Annotated in this window: 1 protein-coding gene (only partly in view); it reads left to right on the top strand. The window is 70.2% G+C overall.

All 19,069 nt of this window come from inside a single coding sequence — locus NOCYR_RS23965, non-ribosomal peptide synthase/polyketide synthase (protein WP_014353003.1), on the top strand. Of the gene's 43,689 coding nucleotides, 8,619 precede the window and 16,001 follow it; the stretch shown corresponds to coding positions 8,620-27,688, spanning codon 2,874 (complete) through codon 9,230 (partial); the first complete codon in view begins at position 1. Both codon boundaries (start and stop) fall beyond the window edges.

Raw genomic sequence — 19,069 nt, 5'->3', positions numbered from 1 at the left:
TCGATGCTGTCGGTGTTCGTGGCCACCCTCGGCAACGACAACGGTGACGCCGCAGCGCTTCCCGCGCCGCGACTGCGGCAGGTGTTCGCCTCCGGTGAGGCGCTGCCCGCGCCGACGGCGCAGCGGCTGCGTGAGCTGACCGGCGCCCGCCTGCACAACCTGTACGGCCCCACCGAGGCCGCTGTCGACGTCACCTATCACGAGGCCACCGATGCCGACACCGTCTCGGTGCCGATCGGTCGCCCGGTGTGGAACACCCGTGTCTTCGTGCTCGACGCCCGGCTGCGACCGGTCGCCCCCGGTATCGCGGGAGAGCTCTATCTCGCGGGCGATCAGCTGGCGCTCGGCTACCTCGGCCGCGCCGACCTGACCTCCGATCGCTTCGTCGCCAACCCGTACGGCGCTCCCGGCGAGCGCATGTACCGCACGGGCGACCTGGTGACCTGGACCCGCGACGGGGAACTGGAGTATCTGGGCCGCACCGACTTCCAGGTGAAGCTGCGTGGTCTGCGCATCGAGCTGGGCGAGATCGAGGCCGCGCTCCTGGCGCAGCCGGGTATCGCGCAGTCGGTCGTGGTGGTGCGCGCCGACGCGCACTCCGGCGATCAGCTGGTCGGCTATGTGGTGCGCGAAGCCGACGCCGTCATCGATCCCGATGCGGTGAAGGCAGCACTCGCCGCCACGCTGCCCGGCTACATGATCCCGGCCGCGCTCGTGGTGCTCGACGCCTTCCCGGTGAACGCCAGCGGCAAGCTGGACCGCAAGGCGCTGCCCGCGCCGAAGTTCGAGGCCAAGGCCTTCCGCGCGCCCTCGACGCCGATCGAGGAGATCGTGGCGGAGGTGTTCGCCGATCTGCTCGGCGTCGGCCGGGTCGGTGTCGACGACGACTTCTTCGAACTCGGCGGCAACTCGCTGGTCGCCACCCAGGTGGTGGCCCGGCTCAGCGCCGCGCTCGACACCCAGGTGGGTGTGCGCACTCTGTTCGAGGCGCCCACCGTCGGCGCGCTGGCCGCGCGGATGGAATCGCATGCGGGCAGCGGCGCCAGGCAGGCGCTGACCGAGCAGGTGCGCCCGGAGCATCCGCCGCTGTCGCTGGCCCAGCAGCGGATGTGGTTCCTCAACCGCTTCGACGCCGATTCCGCGGCCAACAACATTCCGGCCGCGGTCCGCTTGCAGGGCGTGCTCGACCTGGACGCGCTGCGCGGTGCGGTCTCCGATGTGATCGTGCGCCACGAATCGCTGCGCACCATCTACCCGTCCCACGACGGCGTCGCCTACCAGCGCGTGCTGCCCTCGACCCGGGCCATCCCCGAACTGGATGTGGTGGCGCTCGGCGAGGACGAGATCGGTTCGGCCCTCTACGAATTCGCCTCCCGCGGCTACGACGTCACCACCGAGCTGCCGGTGCGGCTGCGGCTGTTCCAGCTGGCCGAGCAGGACTTCGTGCTGGCCGTGGTGGTGCACCACATCGCCGCCGACGGTTTCTCCATGCGCCCGCTGGTGCGCGATCTGATGACGGCCTACGTCGCCAGGACCGCGTCGGTGGAGCCGGGCTGGCCGCCGCTGGCGGTGCAGTACATCGACTACGCGCTGTGGCAGCGTGAGGCGCTGGGCTCCGAAGAGGATCCGACCTCGCTGATCTCCGAGCAGCTCGACTACTGGCGCACCGCGCTGGCCGGGCTGCCCGACGAGCTGCGGCTGGCCGGACGCCCCCGCCCCGCCGTCGCGAGCTACGGTGCGGGCACCCACCGCTTCCGGGTGCCGGGCGCGCTGATCGAGGAACTGAACCAGGTCGCCCACAGCACCGGCACCACCCTGTTCATGGTGGTGCACGGCGCGTTCGCGGCGCTGCTGGCACGGCTGAGCGGCACCGATGACATCGCCATCGGTATCCCGGTGGCCGGTCGTGGTGAGCAGGCGCTCGACGATCTGGTCGGCATGTTCGTCAACACCCTGGTGTTGCGCACCGAGGTCGTTCCCGCGCAGTCGTTCGGCGAGCTGCTCGCGCAGGTGCGCGAACGCGATCTGGCGGCCTTCGCGCACGCCGATGTGCCGTTCGAACGTCTGGTGGAGGTGCTCAACCCGGCGCGTTCGCAGGCGCGGCATCCGCTGTTCCAGGTGATGCTGTCGTTCCAGAACCTCGGTCGCACCTCACTGGAGCTGCCCGGCCTCACGGTGACCGAACTCGGCATCGATCAGCCGACGGCCAAGTTCGATCTCCAGCTCACGCTGAGCGAGGTGCCCGGCGCGGACTCGGAGATGGACGCCGAACTCGTCTACGCTACCGACCTTTTCGACGCCGGTTACGCGAGCACCTTCGCCGAGCGGTTCCTGCGGGTGCTGCGCGGTGTGGCCGACGCGCCCGGCGCCTCGATCGGCGATATCGACCTGCTCGACTCCATCGAACGCACCCGGGTGCTCGACCGGTGGAACGACACCGAATTCCCGGTCGACGCAGCGCTGACCTCGCCGGTCGGCGATGCCGCCGCCACCCTGGTCTCGCTGTTCGAGGCGCAGGTCGCGCGCACCCCGGACGCGTACGCGGTCACCTTCGAGGGGACAAGTCTCACCTACGCCGAGTTCGCCGGACGAGTGCACCGGCTGGCTCGCTGGCTCAAGCAGGCAGGCGTCGGCCCGGAATCGTATGTGGCCCTCGGCATGCGGCGCTCCATCGATCTGGTGGTCGGCATGTACGCCGTCAGCGTCGCCGGTGGCGCGTATGTGCCGCTGGATCCGGATCATCCGGCCGAGCGCATCGACTACATCCTGGACACCGCGCGCCCGGTGTGCGTGCTCACCTCCGGTTCCGATCTGGACACCACGCTGTCGCGGCAGGTGCGCATCGATGAGCTGGACCTGTCGGCGTTCTCCGACGAGGTGCTCACCGACGCCGACCGGCATCGGCCGTTGCGCCCGGGCAATACCGCCTACGTCATCTTCACCTCCGGTTCGACCGGCCGCCCCAAGGGTGTCGCGGTCAGCCATGCGGCGATCGTCAACCGGTTGGTGTGGATGCACGCCGAATACGGTCTGGCCGCCGATGACGTGGTTATTCAGAAGACTCCCGCCACCTTCGACGTGTCGGTGTGGGAGTTCTTCTGGCCCTTGCAGGTCGGCGCGCGACTGGTCGTCGCCAAGCCCGACGGGCACCGCGATCCGGCCTACCTGGCTCAGCTCATGGCCGACGAGCAGGTCACCACGGTGCACTTCGTACCGTCCATGCTGTCGGTGTTCGTGGCCGAACCGCTGGCTGCCGAATACCTCGGCCTGCGCAACGTCTTCGCCTCCGGTGAAGCGCTGCCCGCGGTCACCGCGCAGCGCTTGCGTGAGCTGACCGGCGCCCGGCTGCACAACCTGTACGGTCCCACCGAGGCCGCCGTCGACGTCACCTTCCACGAGGTGACCGATGCCGACACCAGCTCGGTGCCGATCGGTGCCCCCGTCTTCAACACCCAGGTCTACGTGCTGGACGCGCGGCTGCGGCCGGTGCCGGCGGGTGTCCCGGGTGAGCTGTATCTGGCGGGCGCGCAGCTCGCGCACGGCTACGTCGGACGACCCGACCTCACCATGGACCGGTTCGTCGCCAACCCCTTCACCGCGGGCGAGCGCATGTACCGCACCGGTGACCTGGTGGCCTGGACCGCCGACGGTGAGCTGGAGTACCTGGGCCGCACCGACTTCCAGGTGAAGCTGCGTGGTCTGCGCATCGAGCTCGGCGAGATCGAGAACGCGCTCACCGCACTGGAATCCATCGCCCAGGCAGTGGTTGTCGTGCGGTCGGACGAGCACACCGGCGATCAGCTGGTCGCCTATGTGGTGGCCGACCCGGATCGCGTGGTCGATATCGACGGGGTGCGCGCCGAACTCGGTCAGCAGCTGCCCGCCTACATGGTGCCGGCGGCCTACGTCGTGCTCGACGCGTTCCCGCTCAACGCCTCCGGCAAGCTCGACCGCAAGGCACTGCCGGAGCCGACCTTCGCCGCCACCGCGTTCCGTGCCCCGGTGACGCCGGTGCAGGAAATCGTGGCGGGCACCTTCTCCGATGTGCTCGGCGTCGAACGCGTCGGCCTCGATGACGATTTCTTCGCCCTCGGCGGCAACTCGCTGGTCGCCACTCAGGTCGCGGCGCGCCTCGGCGCGGCCCTCGACACCCAGATCCCGGTCCGGGTGCTGTTCGAGGCGCCGACGGTGGCCGCACTGGCCACCCGGGTGGAGTCGTCGGCGGGTGCGGGCGGGCAGGTGCCGCTGGTGCCGCGCGAGCGCGGGGAGCTGGTGCCGCTGTCGCCGGCCCAGCAGCGGATGTGGTTCCTCAACCGCTTCGACAATCAGACCGCCGTCAACAACATCCCGGTCGCCATCCGGCTCACCGGTGAGCTCGACCTCGACGCGCTGAACGCCGCCATCGGCGATGTGCTGGCCAGGCACGAGGCCCTGCGCACGGTGTACCCCGAGGTCGAGGGCACCGGCTACCAGCGGGTCCTGCCCGCCGACGAGGTGCGGGTGCGGCTGACCCCCGAACCGGTCACCGCCGAGGAACTGCCCGCGCGGATCGTCGCGCTGGCGAGCACCTATTTCGACGTGACCACCGCGATCCCGTTCCGGGCCGCGCTGCTCGCGGTCGATCCGCAGACCCATGTGGTGGTGCTGGTCATGCACCACATCAGCGCCGACGGTTTCTCGCTGCGCCCGCTGCTGCGCGATGTGGTCACCGCCTACGCCGAGCGCACCAGGGGCGAGCTGCCCGGTTGGGCGCCGCTTGAGGTGCAGTACGCCGACTACGCGCTGTGGCAGCGCGAGGTGCTCGGTGAGGAATCCGATCCGGAATCGGTGGCCGCCCGCCAGATCGCCTACTGGACCGAGCGGCTGCGTGACCTGCCGGACCAGATCGAGCTGCCCGCCGACCGGCCGCGGCCCGAGATCGCCACCAATGCCGGTGGCACGCACACCTTCTCGATCGATGCCGAACTGCGTGGTGAGCTCGAGGAGCTGGCCCGCGCCAACGGCGTCACCCTGTTCATGGTGGTGCACGCGGCGCTGGCGACCTGGGCGGCCCGGCTGTCCAACAGCACCGATATCGCCATCGGCACCCCCATCGCCGGACGTGGCGAGCAGGCGCTCGACGATCTGGTCGGCATGTTCGTCAACACCCTGGTGCTGCGCACCGAGGTGGAACCCGGCGTCGCGTTCGACGCGCTGCTCGAGCAGGTGCGCCGCACCGACCTGGAAGCGTTCGCGCACGCCGACGTGCCGTTCGAGCGGCTGGTCGACGTCATCAGCCCGGCCCGCTCGCAGGCCCACCACCCGCTGTTCCAGATCGCGCTGACCTTCGAGGCCGCCTCGGCCGCCGATATGGGCACGGTCTCGCTGCCCGGTCTCGACCTGGACGTGGTCGAATTCGATCCGGGCACCGCCAAGTTCGACATCCAGCTCACCGTCGGCGAGATCGGCGACGGCGCGCTGTCGCTGTCGTGGAACTACGCCACCGAACTGTTCGATCCGGAGACGGTCTCCGCCTTCGCCGACCGGCTGGTGCGCATCCTGCGCGGAGTCACCGAGGACGCCTCGGTCGCCGTCGGCGATATCGATCTGCTGGGCGAGGCCGAGCGGCTCGACGTGTCGCAGCGGTGGGTTTCCTCGGGAGCCGATGTGCTGGCGACCGAGACCACCGGCATCTTCGGTGATGCCGAGGCGACCCTGTCGACCCTGTTCGACGCCGCCGCGGCCGCGCACCCGCATCGCATCGCGGCTCGCTTCGGCGCCGACACCCTCACCTACGCCGAACTGGATCGGCGCGCGAATGTGCTGGCGCGCAGGCTGATCGCCGACGGCGCCGGCCCGGAATCGCTGGTCGCGGTGATTCTGCCGCGTTCGCTGGATCTGGTCGTCGCGTTGCTCGCGGTGGTCAAGACCGGTGCCGGTTATGTGCCCGTCGACCCGGCCTACCCGGCCGACCGCATCGCCTACGTGCTCTCCGATGCCGCGCCGACCAGCGTGATCATCGACTCGACGGTCCAGGTGACGGTCCCCGAACACCTGCCGAGCGTGGTGCTGGACGGGTTCGCCGTCGAGGCGGGCAATGTGGAGGACGCCGACGACGCGCCGATCACCGACGCCGACCGTCCCGCCCCGCTGCACCCGGATCACGTCGCCTACGTCATCTACACCTCCGGCTCCACCGGCCGCCCCAAGGGTGTCGCGGTGGCGCACCGGAATGTGGTGCGGCTGTTCGCGAACACCGATCGCGACTTCGGTTTCGGCCCCGACGACGTGTGGACGCTGTTCCACTCCTACGCCTTCGACTTCTCGGTGTGGGAGCTGTGGGGTCCGCTGCTGTTCGGCGGCACCCTGATCGTCGTCGACTACTACACCTCGCGCTCGCCCGAACAGTTCCTGGAACTGCTGCGCGCGGAGAAGGTGACGGTGCTCAACCAGACGCCGTCGGCCTTCTACCAACTGGCCGAGGCCGACCGCAACGCCCAGGACGCCACACCGCTGTCGCTGCGGTACGTGGTGTTCGGCGGCGAGGCGCTGGAGCTGCGCCGCCTCTCGGATTGGGTCGCCCGGCACGGGGACAAGGCCCCAGTGCTGGTCAACATGTACGGCATCACCGAGACCACGGTGCACGTGTCCTATCGCGCGCTGGACGCGGCGACCATCGCCGAGGCCGCGGGCAGCATCGTCGGCCGGGCCATCGCCGGTCTCCAGGTGTTCGTGCTCGACAACCGGTTGCGGCCGGTGCCGGTCGGCGTCGCGGGTGAGATGTATGTGGCCGGACCGCAGTTGGCGCGCGGCTACCTGGGCCGCCCGGATCTGTCGGCGACGCGGTTCGTGGCCAACCCGCTCGGCGACGGTGCGGGCTCGCGCCTGTACCGCTCCGGCGACCTGGCGCGCTGGAACCGCTTCGGCGAACTCGAATACCTGGGTCGCGCCGACGATCAGGTGAAGGTGCGCGGTTTCCGCATCGAGCTCGGCGAGATCGAATCCGCCGTGCTGGCGCAGCCCGGCATCGCGCAGGCCGCGGTCATCGTGCGCGAGGACCAGCCGGGCGATCAGCGGATCGTCGCCTACGTGGTATCGGATCCGGATACCGCACCGAATCTGGACCAGGTGCGCGAGGGGGCGGCGGAGCTGCTGCCCGCCTATATGGTTCCTTCGGCCGTGGTGCGGCTGGAATGGATTCCGCTGACCGTCAACGGCAAGCTGGATCGCCGCGCGCTGCCGGCCCCGGCCGTGCAGGCGCGCGCCTTCCGTGCCCCCGTTACGCCGGTGCAGGAGACAGTGGCCGCGGTGTTCGCCGAGGTTCTGGATCTGCCGCGGGTCGGCGTCGACGACGATTTCTTCGACCTGGGCGGCAACTCGCTGATCGCCACCAGGGTGGTCTCGCGCATCGGCGCGGCACTGGGCACCACGGTGCCGGTGCGCACGCTGTTCGAGGCGTCGACGGTGGAGTCGCTGGCCGCGCGGGTGGAGTCGCATACCGGCACCGATGCCAGGACCCGGCTGACGGCGCGCCCGCGCGCCACCGGCGAAACCGTGCCGCTGTCGTTCGCGCAGCAGCGCATGTGGTTCCTGAACAAGTACGACACCACCTCGGCCGCCTACAACCTGCCGATCGCGCTGCGGCTGACCGGTGCGCTCGACGTCGAGGCCCTGCGCCTTGCGGTGGCCGATGTGGTGCGCAGGCACGAATCGCTGCGCACCCGCTACCCCGAGCACGGCGGCAGCCCGGTCCAGGTGATCGTGCCGGCCGAGCAGATCCATCTCGACCTGAACCCGGTTCCGGTTGACGCCGGTGAACTGCTCGAGGTGGTCACCGCGTTCGTGTCCACCGGATTCGATGTGGCCGAACAGGTTCCGCTGCGCGCCCGGCTGTACCAGGCCGGCGCCGACGAGCATGTGCTCGTCGTGGTGGTGCATCACATCGCCGCCGACGGCTTCTCGATGGGCCCGCTCACCCGTGACGTGATGCTTGCCTACAGCGCCCGGATCCAGGACAGCGCACCCGGCTGGGAGCCGCTGTCGGTGCAGTACGCCGATTTCGCGCTCTGGCAGCGCGAGGTGCTCGGCTCCGAGGACGACCCGCAGTCGCTGATGGCCCGTCAGGTCGCCTACTGGCAGCGCGCGCTCGACGGCATCCCGGACGAGCTGGCGCTGCCGACCGACCGGCCGCGTCCGGCCGTCGCCTCGCTGCGCGGCGCCACCCTGCACACCGAACTGCCCGGCGAGCTGGTCGCCGCCCTGGACGAGGTGGCTCGCCGTAGCGGCGCCTCGTTGTTCATGGTCATGCACGGCGCGCTGACGGTGCTGCTGTCGCGGCTGTCCGGCAGCGATGACGTCGCCGTCGGTACGCCCATCGCCGGCCGCGGTGAGCAGGCCCTCGACGATCTGGTCGGCATGTTCGTCAACACCCTGGTGTTGCGCACCGGCATCGACCCGGCCGAATCGTTCACCGAGCTGCTCGACCGGGTGCGCCGCACCGACCTGGACGCCTACGGCAATGCCGATGTGCCGTTCGAGCGGCTGGTGGAGCTGCTGGCGCCGGAGCGTTCGCAGGCCCGCAACCCGCTGTTCCAGGTGATGCTGGCGTTCCAGAACCTCGACCGCACCAGCCTGGAACTGCCGGGGCTTTCGGTGTCGGCGCTGGATCTGGAAGAGAACGTCGCCCGCTTCGATCTCCAGTTCACCCTCTCCGAGCACGGCGAACCCGGTTCCGGCATGGCGCTGGCGCTGACCTACGCCACCGAGCTGTTCGACGAGTCCACCGTCACCGAGATCGCCGCGCGCTGGCGGCGGGTGCTGGAGGCGATCGCCGCCGACGCCACGATCACCGTGGGCGCGATCGACGTCCTCGATGCCGGCGAGCGCGCCGATCTGGTCTCCCGCACCGGTGCCCCGGCCGTGGCGCCGCGGGTGCTGGCCGACCTGCTGAGCGAGGCCGCCGCGCGCGACCCGAAGGCACCGGCCGTGGTGTTCGAGGGGACCACTGTCTCCTACGGCGAGCTGGACGAGCGCTCCAACCGTCTGGCCCGCCTGCTGATCGCCGAGGGCATCGGCGCCGAAGACCTGGTGGCCGTGGGTGTTCCGCGGTCGGCGGATTCGGTGTTCGCGGCCTGGGCGGTCGCCAAGACCGGCGCCGCTTTCGTGCCGGTGGACCCGAACTACCCGGCCGAGCGCATCGCGCATATGGTCACCGACTCCGGTTCGCCGGTCGGCCTCACCGTCGCGTCGGTGCGCGCGGGGCTGCCGGAATCGGCGCGCTGGCTGGTGCTCGACGACCTCGACCTGGACAGATTCGACGGCGGCCCGATCACCGATGCCGACCGGGTGCGCCCGGTGCGGCCGCAGCATCCGGCCTACGTCATCTACACCTCCGGCTCCACCGGCGTCCCCAAGGGCGTGGTGGTCACCCACAGCGGCCTGGCGAACTTCAGCGCTGAACAGATCGAGCGCTACGACCTCGATTCCGATTCGCGCGCACTGCATTTCGCCTCGCCGAGCTTCGACGCCTCGATCCTCGAGCTGCTGCTCGCGATCGGTGCGGGCGGTGCGCTGGTCGTGGTGCCGCCGGGCGTGTACGGCGGCGAGGAGCTGTCCGAGCTGATCCGCGGCGAGCGCGTCACCCACGCGTTCATCACCCCGGCCGCGCTGGCCACCTTCGATCCGAGCGGCCTGGACACCCTGCGGGTGCTGGTCGCCGGTGGTGAGGCCTGCCCGCCGGAACTGGTGGCCAAGTGGGCGGTGCCGCTGGACGGCGAGTCCGGCGAGGTCCGCCACTTCCACAACGGTTACGGCCCCACCGAGACCACCATCATGACCAACATCAGCGATCCGCTGGTGCCGGGCGAGACGGTGACCATCGGCGGACCGATCCGCGGTATGCGGTCGCTGATCCTGGATGCCCAGCTCAGGCCGGTGCCGGTGGGTGTCGCGGGTGAGCTGTATCTGTCGGGCGTGCAGTTGGCACGCGGCTACCACGCGCGGCCGGGGCTGACGGCGGACCGGTTCGTCGCCAACCCGTACGGCGACGGTGAGCGGATGTACCGCACCGGCGACGTCGTCCGCTGGACACGGAACGGTGAGGTCGAGTACGTCGGGCGTTCCGACTTCCAGGTGAAGGTGCGCGGTTTCCGCATCGAGCTCGGTGAGATCGACGCGGCGCTGGCCTCGCACGAGACGGTCGACTTCGCGGTCACCATCGGCCACAAGAACGCCGCGGGCGCGGTCTCGCTGGTGTCGTATGTGGTTGCCGCGCAGGGCCGTTCGATCGACGTCGCGACGCTGACGGCGCACGTCGAGGACCGCCTGCCCGCCTACATGGTGCCCTCGTCGATCATGGTGATCGACCGGGTGCCGCTGACCCCCGTCGGTAAGCTGGACCGCAAGGCACTGCCGGAGCCCGTCTTCGCCACCGAGGTGGTGTTCCGGGCCCCGCGCACGCCGGTCGAGCAGACCATCGCCGAGGTCTTCGCCGAGGTGCTCGGCGTGGAACGGGTCGGCGTTGACGATTCGTTCTTCGCCCTGGGCGGCGACAGCATCGTCTCTATCCAGCTGGTGTCGCGAGCCAAGGCGCGCGGTGTGGTGTTCACCCCGCGCCACGTCTTCGAGCAGCGCACGGTCGCGGGTCTGGCCGCGGTCGCCGAGACCACCGACGGAGCCTCGACCGCCGCACCCGCGTTGGAAGAGCTGCCCGGCGGCGGTGTCGGCACCATGCCGCTCACCCCGGTGGTGCGGTTCATGGCGCAGCGGCGCGGCTCGTTCAGCCGGTTCAATCAGACGCTGGCGCTGGAACTTCCGGTCGGCATCGACCGGGCGGGCATCGCGGCCACCGTCGGCGCGGTCATCGACCGGCACGACATGCTGCGCGCGAGCCTGCGCCGATCCGCCGGCGACTGGATCGTGGAGACCGCGGCGCCGGGCACCGTCGACGTGGACGCGCTGATCGATCACACGGTGTTCTCCGCCGACGTCGACGACGCGCAACTGTTCGACCTGGCCGCCACCGCGCTCGACGCCTCGCTGAACCGGCTCGATCCGGCCGCCGGTGTGGTGGTCCGGTTCGTGTGGCTGGAACCCGACCGCGCCGACCGCGCGGGCCGGCTCATCGTCGTCGCCCATCACCTGGTGGTCGATGGTGTGTCCTGGCGCATCCTGGTACCCGATTTCGTGGCCGCCTGGGGCCAGCTCACCGCCGGTCAGGAACCGGAACTGGTGGCGCCCGCGACCTCGATGCGGGCCTGGGCGCACGCCCTCGAACGCGAGGCGCGCAACCCCGAGCGGGTCGCCGAACTCGACTACTGGCGTTCGGTGGTCGGTGTCGCCGATCCACTGCTGACCGAACGCCCGATGGATCCCGCGGTGGACACCTCCGGCGTCATCGACAAGCATCAGGTCGAGGTGTCGCCCGAGGTCACCAAGGCCCTGCTCACCACGGTGCCCGCACTGTTCCACGGCGGCGTCAACGACGGTCTGCTCACCGCGCTGGCCCTGGCCACCGCGGTCTGGCGGTCGCGGCGTACCAGCGGGGTGCGGCCCGACGACTCGCTGCTGATCCGCCTGGAAGGCCACGGCCGCGAGGAAGACATCGTCGCCGGCGCGGATCTGTCCCGCACGGTCGGCTGGTTCACCGCGATCTTCCCGGTGCGCTTCGACCTGCGCGGCATCGATATCGACGCCGCGCTGGCCGGTGGTCCCGCGCTGGGCGCCGCGCTCAAGGCGGTCAAGGAGCAGCTGCTCGCCGTGCCGGACAAGGGCATCGGCTACGGCCTGCTGCGCTACCTCAACAGCGACACCGCCGCCGAACTGCCCAACGAGCTGCCCGGCCAGATCAGCTTCAACTACCTGGGCCGGGTCTCCGACGGCGACGTGCCGGAATCGCTGCGCGGCTTCGGCTGGATTCCGGCACCCGAGCTGGGTTCGCTGGGTGGTGCCTACGACGCGGATATGCCCGCGATGGCGCCGCTGGACGTCAACGCGATCGTGGTGGGCGACAAGCTGACCGCCAATATCGGCTACCCGTCCACCCTGCTGGACGCCGCGTCGGTGCGCGAGTTCGCCGAATTGTGGGTCACCGCGCTGGAAGCCGTTGCCCGGCATGCCAATTCAACCGGTGCGGGCGGGCACACACCGTCCGACTTCGCGCTGGTGCGCACCGAGCAGCGCGACATCGACGGCTGGGAGCAGCGGTTCCCGGCGCTGACCGATGTGTGGCCGCTGTCGGCGTTGCAGTCCGGTCTGCTGTTCCACGCCAGGCTCGCCGCCGATTCGGTGGACGTCTACACCGCGCAGGCGGTGCTGACGCTGACCGGCCGCGTCGACGCCGACCGCTTGCGCGCTGCCGCGCAGGCGCTGGTGGACCGCTACGAGAACCTGCGCACCGCGTTCGTCTCCGACCACGACGGCAACCCCGTGCAGGTGGTGCTCGACAGCGTCCGGGTGGACTGGTCCGAATACGACCGCACCGTGTCTGATGGCGATGCTTCCGAGGGCCCTGCGTGGTCACGCTCCGCTACCGCCTCCGGGCCCGCCGGGCGCATCGCGGCGACCGGCGATGCCACCGACCTGATCGAGGCCGACCGCATGCGGCGCTTCGATCTGGCCGAACCGCCGCTGATCCGGTTCACCCTGATCCAGGTGGCCGACGCGAGCGCCGAGGGTGGCGCGCGCTGGCAGTTCGTGGTGTCCAACCACCACATCCTGCTCGACGGCTGGTCGATGCCGCTGCTCATGCAGGACCTGCTGGTGCTGTACGCGGTGCACGGCGATGTGAACGCGCTGCCGGCGGTGCGTTCCTACAAGCACTTCCTGGAGTGGGTCGCTCAGCAGGATCACGCCGCCTCGCTCGCGACGTGGACCGAGGCGCTGCGCGGCATCAGCGAGCCGACCCTGCTCGCCCGCCCGGACAGCGGCCGCGAGATCACCTCGCTGTCGGGTGAGTACCTGTTCGAGCTGGACGAGGCCACGACCGCGCGGATGACGGCGCTGGCCGCGGAGCTCGGCGTCACTCCGAACACGGTGCTCCAGGTCGCGTGGGCGATCCTGGTGGGCCGGATGACCGGCAACGACGACGTCCTGTTCGGCACCACCGTCTCCGGCCGTCCCGCTCAACTGGCGGGCGTGGAGTCCATGGTAGGTCTGTTCATTAATACCGTCCCGGTTCGGGTTCGATTCGATGCTTCCGAGTCTGTGCTTGATGTGTTGAGCCGGACTCAAGGTGAGCAGGCGGACCTGCTGGACCATCACTATGTGGGCCTCGCCGAGATTCAGTCGGCGGCGGGGATTGGTGGGCTCTTCGACACGCTGGTGGTGTTCGAGTCGTATCCGGTTGATGCCGAGGGGATTCAGGCTCAGGCGGCCGATATCGACGGTATGGCCGTCACCGGGCTGGATGCGGCCGATGCCACGCACTACCCGCTGACGCTGATCGCTCAGCTCGATACGCAGCTGCGGATTCGGGCCGGCTACCTGCGGGATCTGTTCGATGAGCAGACCGTGCGGCGGATCGCCGACCGGCTGGTCCGGGTGCTGGGCACCATCACCGCCGAACCTGCTGTCGCTGTGGGCGAGATCGAGCTGCTCGACGCCGCCGAGCGGGAGCTGGTGGTGTCGGGCTGGAACGACACCGCGCACGAAGTCGACGATGCGGCGACGCTGGTGTCGATGTTCGAGGCGCAGGTCGCGCGCACCCCGGACGCGCCTGCCGTCACGTTCGAGGGGACAACTCTGTCCTATGCGGAGTTCGCCTCTCGGGTGAACCTGCTGGCCCGCTGGCTCATCGAGCGCGGTGTTGGCGCGGAATCGTATGTGGCGCTGGGCATGCGGCGCTCCATCGACCTCGTGGTCGGCATGTACGCCGTTAGTGTGGCCGGTGGCGCCTATGTGCCGCTGGATCCGGATCATCCGGCCGAGCGCACGGAATACATTCTCGCTACCGCTGATCCGGTGTGTGTGCTCACCTCGGGTGACGATCTCGACATCGACACCGCGCAGGTGCGCATCGACCTGCTGGACCTGTCGGGCTACACCGACGGACCGATCAGCGATGCTGAGCGGCGCAGCCCGCTGCGGCCGTCGAACACCGCCTACGTCATCTTCACCTCCGGTTCTACCGGTCGGCCGAAGGGTGTTGCGGTCTCGCACGGCGCGATCGTGAACCGTCTGGTGTGGATGCAGTCGGCCTACCAGCTGGACGCCTCCGATGTGGTGTTGCAGAAGACACCCGCGACCTTCGACGTGTCGGTGTGGGAGTTCTTCTGGCCCTTGCAGATCGGCGCACGCCTGGTGGTCGCCAAGCCGGACGGCCACCGCGACCCCGGCTACCTGGCCGAGATCATCACCGCCGAGGGCGTCACCGTCGCCCACTTCGTGCCGTCCATGCTCGCGGTGTTCGTCGCGGATGCGGCCGCCGCGCAGTGTGCGTCGCTGCGCATGGTGTTCGCCTCCGGTGAGGCGCTCTCGCCCAAGCCCGCGCACCGGTTGCGCGAGCTGACCGGCGCGGCGCTGCACAACCTGTACGGCCCGACCGAAGCCGCGGTCGACGTCACCTTCCACGAGGTCACCGACGCCGACACCGACACCGTGCCGATCGGTGCGCCGGTCTACAACACTCAGGTCTACGTGCTGGACGCGCGGCTGCGGCCGGTGCCGGTGGGTGTCGCGGGTGAGCTGTACCTCGCGGGCACCCAGCTGGCGCGCGGGTACGTGGCCCGCCCCGACCTGACCAGCGACCGATTCGTGGCCAACCCGTTCGGTACCTCCGAGCGCATGTACCGCACCGGCGACCTGGTGGCCTGGACCGCCGACGGCGAACTGGACTACCTGGGCCGCACCGACTTCCAGGTGAAGCTGCGCGGCCTGCGCATCGAACTCGGCGAGATCGAGGCGGCGCTGAACGGGCTGGACGAGGTCGCCCAGTCGGTCGTGGTGGTCCGCGGCGATCAGCACACCGGCGATCAACTGGTGGCGTATGTCGTTGCCGCGCCCGGTGTTCCGGTCGACACCGAGACCTTGCGCGAGGATCTGGGACGGCAGCTGCCTGCCTACATGGTCCCGGCCGTGGTGATGGTGCTCGACGAGTTCCCGCTCAATGCCTCCGGCAAGCTGGACCGCAAGGCGCTGCCCGCGCCGGTGTTCGAGGCCGCGGTGTTCCGCGCCCCAACCACGCCGGTGGAAGAGATCGTGGCCACCACCTTCGCCGATGTGCTCGGCCTGGACCGGGTGGGCCTGGACGACGATTTCTTCGCCCTCGGCGGTAACTCGCTCAGCGCCACCCAGGTGGCGGCGCGGCTCTCGGCCGCGCTGGACACCGACCTCGGCGTGCGCGAGCTGTTCGAGGCGTCCACCGTCGCCGCGCTGGCCGCACGGGCCGAATCCCGCGCGGGTGCCGGTGCGCGCGCCGCGCTGGTGCCGCAGCAGCGTCCCGAACTGGTGCCGCTGTCGCTGGCCCAGCAGCGGATGTGGTTCCTCAACCGCTTCGATCCGGAATCGGCCGTCGACAACATTCCGGCCGCGGTGCGGCTGTCCGGTCTGCTCGACCGGCAGGCCTTGCAGATCGCGGTCGCCGATGTGCTGGCCCGGCACGAATCGCTGCGCACCTTCTACCCGGAGGTCGACGGCACCGCCTACCAGCAGGTCGTGCCCACCGCCAAGGTGATCCCGGACCTGAGCCCGGTCGAGGTCACCGAGGCCGAACTGCCCGCGCGCGTCGCCGAACTGGTGCACACCGGCTTCGACGTCACCGGCGAGGTGCCGTTCCGGGCCCGGCTGTTCGAGATCAGCCCGACCGAACATGTGCTCGCCCTTGTCGTGCACCACATTTCGGCCGACGGCTTCTCGATGGGCCCGCTGACCCGTGACGTGATGACCGCCTACGGCGCCCGCGTCGAGGGCGGCGAACCGGCCTGGCGTCCGCTCGAGGTGCAGTACGCCGATTTCGCGCTGTGGCAGCGCGAGGTGCTCGGCTCCGAGGACGATCCGGAATCGGTGATCGCCGAGCAGATCGGCTTTTGGACCGAGACCCTGCGCGCGTTGCCCGAACAACTCGACCTGCCCGCCGACCGGCCCCGCCCGGCCGTCGCGTCGGGTCAGGGCGCGACCGAGGTCTTCGAGATCGACGCGCAGACCCACGCCGCGCTGACCGAGCTGGCCCGCACCCGCGGCGCGACGCTGTTCATGGTCACCCACGCGGCGCTGGCGGTGCTGCTGTCGCGGCTGTCGGGTGAGCCCGATATCGCCATCGGCACGCCGGTCGCCGGCCGTGGTGAACGCGCGCTCGACGACCTGATCGGCATGTTCGTCAACACCCTGGTGCTGCGCACCGAGGTCGACGGCGCCGCCACCTTCACCGACCTGCTGCGTACGGTCCGCTCCACCGATATCGCGGCCTTCGGGCACGCGGATCTGCCGTTCGAGCGGCTGGTGGAGATCCTGAACCCGGCGCGTTCGCAGGCGCGGCATCCGCTGTTCCAGGTGATGCTGTCGTTCCAGAACACCGGCCAGAACAGCCTGGAACTGCCCGGCCTCACCGTCAGCGGCGTCGAGCTGCCGATCGATGTGGCGAAGTTCGACCTGCAACTGGTGCTGTCGGAGAACGGCGAGAACGGCGGCATCACCGCCGAACTGATCTACGCCACCGACCTGTTCGACGCGGCCACCATGGCCCAGTTCGGCCGCCGCTTCAACCGGCTGCTCGCGGCCGTGGCCGCCGAACCGGACCGCGCCATCGGCGATATCGACCTGCTCGACGCCCGCGAGACCGATCGCGCGCTGCGCGCCTGGAACGAGACCGCCCATGATCTCGGCGACGCGTCCACCCTGGTGGCCGAGTTCGCCGCGCAGGTGGCCGCCACCCCGGATGCCGTCGCCCTGGTCGACCCGGCCTCCGGAATCTCCTTGAGCTACGCCGAATTCGGCGAGCGAGTGCATCGGCTGGCCCGCCACCTGATCGGTCTGGGTGTGGGCCCGGAGCGCCTGGTCGCGCTCGGCCTGCGCCGGTCGGTGGACCTGGTCGTGGCCATGTACGCGGTGCACGAGGCCGGCGGTGGTTACGTGCCGCTGGATCTCGATCAGCCCGCCGAGCGCATCGACTATGTGCTCGACACCGCCGCGCCGGTCTGCGTGCTGACGACCGCGCGCGACGGCTTCGACGCCACCGGTCTGTCGACGGTCGTGCTCGACGAGCTGGACCTGTCCGGCTACGACGCCACCCCGGTGACCGACGCCGAACGCCTCGCACCGCTGCGTCCGCAGCATCCGGCCTACGTCATCTTCACCTCCGGTTCCACCGGCCGCCCCAAGGGCGTCGCGGTGCCGCATGCGGCCGTGGTGAACCAGATCCGCTGGATCACCGGCGAATACGGCATCGGCGCCGACGATGTGGTGCTGTTCAAGACCCCCGCCACCTTCGACGTGTCGGTGTGGGAGCTGTTCGGCCCGCTGTCGACCGGCGGTCGGATGGTGATCGCGAGCCCGGACGGGCATCGCGACCCGCAGTACCTCGCCGAGGTGATCGCCGCCGAGCGCGTCACCATGACCTCGTTCGTGCCGTCCATGCTGACGGTGTTCGCCGGCAGCGTCTCGGCCGCCGAACTCACCTCGCTGCGGCTGCTGTTCATCGCCGGTGAGGCGTTCACCAGCGACGCCGTCGAGGCGATCCGCCGGGTGAGCACGGCCGAGCTGCACAACCTGTACGGCCCGACCGAGTTCACCGTGCACGCCACCGCCGCCCCGGTCGCCGCCGAGGTCGACGGCGCCGTGCCGATCGGTGCGCCGGTGTGGAATGCCAAGGCCTACGTGCTGGACGCGCGCCTGCACCCGGTGGTGCCGGGTGCGGCGGGTGAGCTGTACCTGGCCGGCGATCAGCTGGCCCGCGGCTATGTCGGCCGTCCGGATCTGACCGCGGATCGCTTCGTGGCCAACCCGTTCGGTGCCGGCGAGCGCATGTACCGCACCGGTGACCTCGTCACCCGTGACGCCGACGGCACCATCACCTACCTGGGCCGCACCGACTTCCAGGTGAAGCTGCGCGGTCTGCGCATCGAGCTCGGTGAGATCGAGAACGCGCTCACCGCACACGAATCGGTGGCCCAGTCGGTGGCGGTGGTCCGCTCCGATGCCCGCACGGGCGATCTGCTGGTGGCCTATGTGGTGCCCGCGGGCGGCGCGAGCGTCGATCTCGACGCGCTGCGCACGCACCTGTCCGGTCGCTTGCCGTCCTACATGGTCCCGGCCGCGATCGTGGTGCTCGACGCCATGCCGCTCAACCCGAACGGCAAGCTGGATCGGCGCGCGCTGCCGGAGCCGGAGTTCGAGGCGCGCGAGTTCCGGGCGCCGTCGACCCCGGTGGAGGAGATCGTCGCGAACACCTTCGCCGAGGTGCTCGGCCTGCCCGGGGAACGCCAGGTCGGCCTGGACGACGACTTCTTCGATCTCGGCGGCAACTCGCTGATCGCCACCCAGGTGGTGGCCCGGCTCGGCGCCGCCCTCGACACCCGCGTCCCGGTGCGCACCCTGTTCGAGGCGCCGTCGGTGGCCGCGCTGGCCGCCAAGCTGGAATCGCATGCGGGCACCGGCCGCCGCCGCGAGCTCGTCGCCGGGCCGCGCCCGGACGAGGTGCCGCTGTCGCTGGCCCAGCAGCGCATGTGGTTCCTCAACCGCTTCGACAACCAGACCGCGGTCAACAACATCCCGCTCGCGGTCCGGCTCACCGGCGCCCTCGACACCGACGCGCTGGCGCTGGCCGTCGCCGACGTGATCGACCGGCACGAGGTGCTGCGCACGGTCTATCCGCAGACCGCCGACGGTCAGGGCGTGCAGGTGGTGCTGCCCGCCGGACAGCATCGCCTCGACCTCACCCCGGTCGACGTCCGCCAGGCCGAGATCACCGACCGCATCAGCGAATTGGTGCTCACCGGCTTCGAGGTCACCGCCGAGGTCCCGGTGCGCGCCGAGCTGTTCCACGTGGTGGACGGCGAAGGACCCGAGACCCACGTGCTGGTGTTCGTGGTGCACCACATCTCCGGTGACGGCTGGTCGGTGCGCCCGCTGGCCCGCGACGTGATGGTGGCCTACGCGG

The organism is Nocardia cyriacigeorgica GUH-2 (assembly GCF_000284035.1).
Classification (GTDB): domain Bacteria; phylum Actinomycetota; class Actinomycetes; order Mycobacteriales; family Mycobacteriaceae; genus Nocardia; species Nocardia cyriacigeorgica_B.
This window is presented reverse-complemented; position numbering and strand designations above follow the sequence as displayed.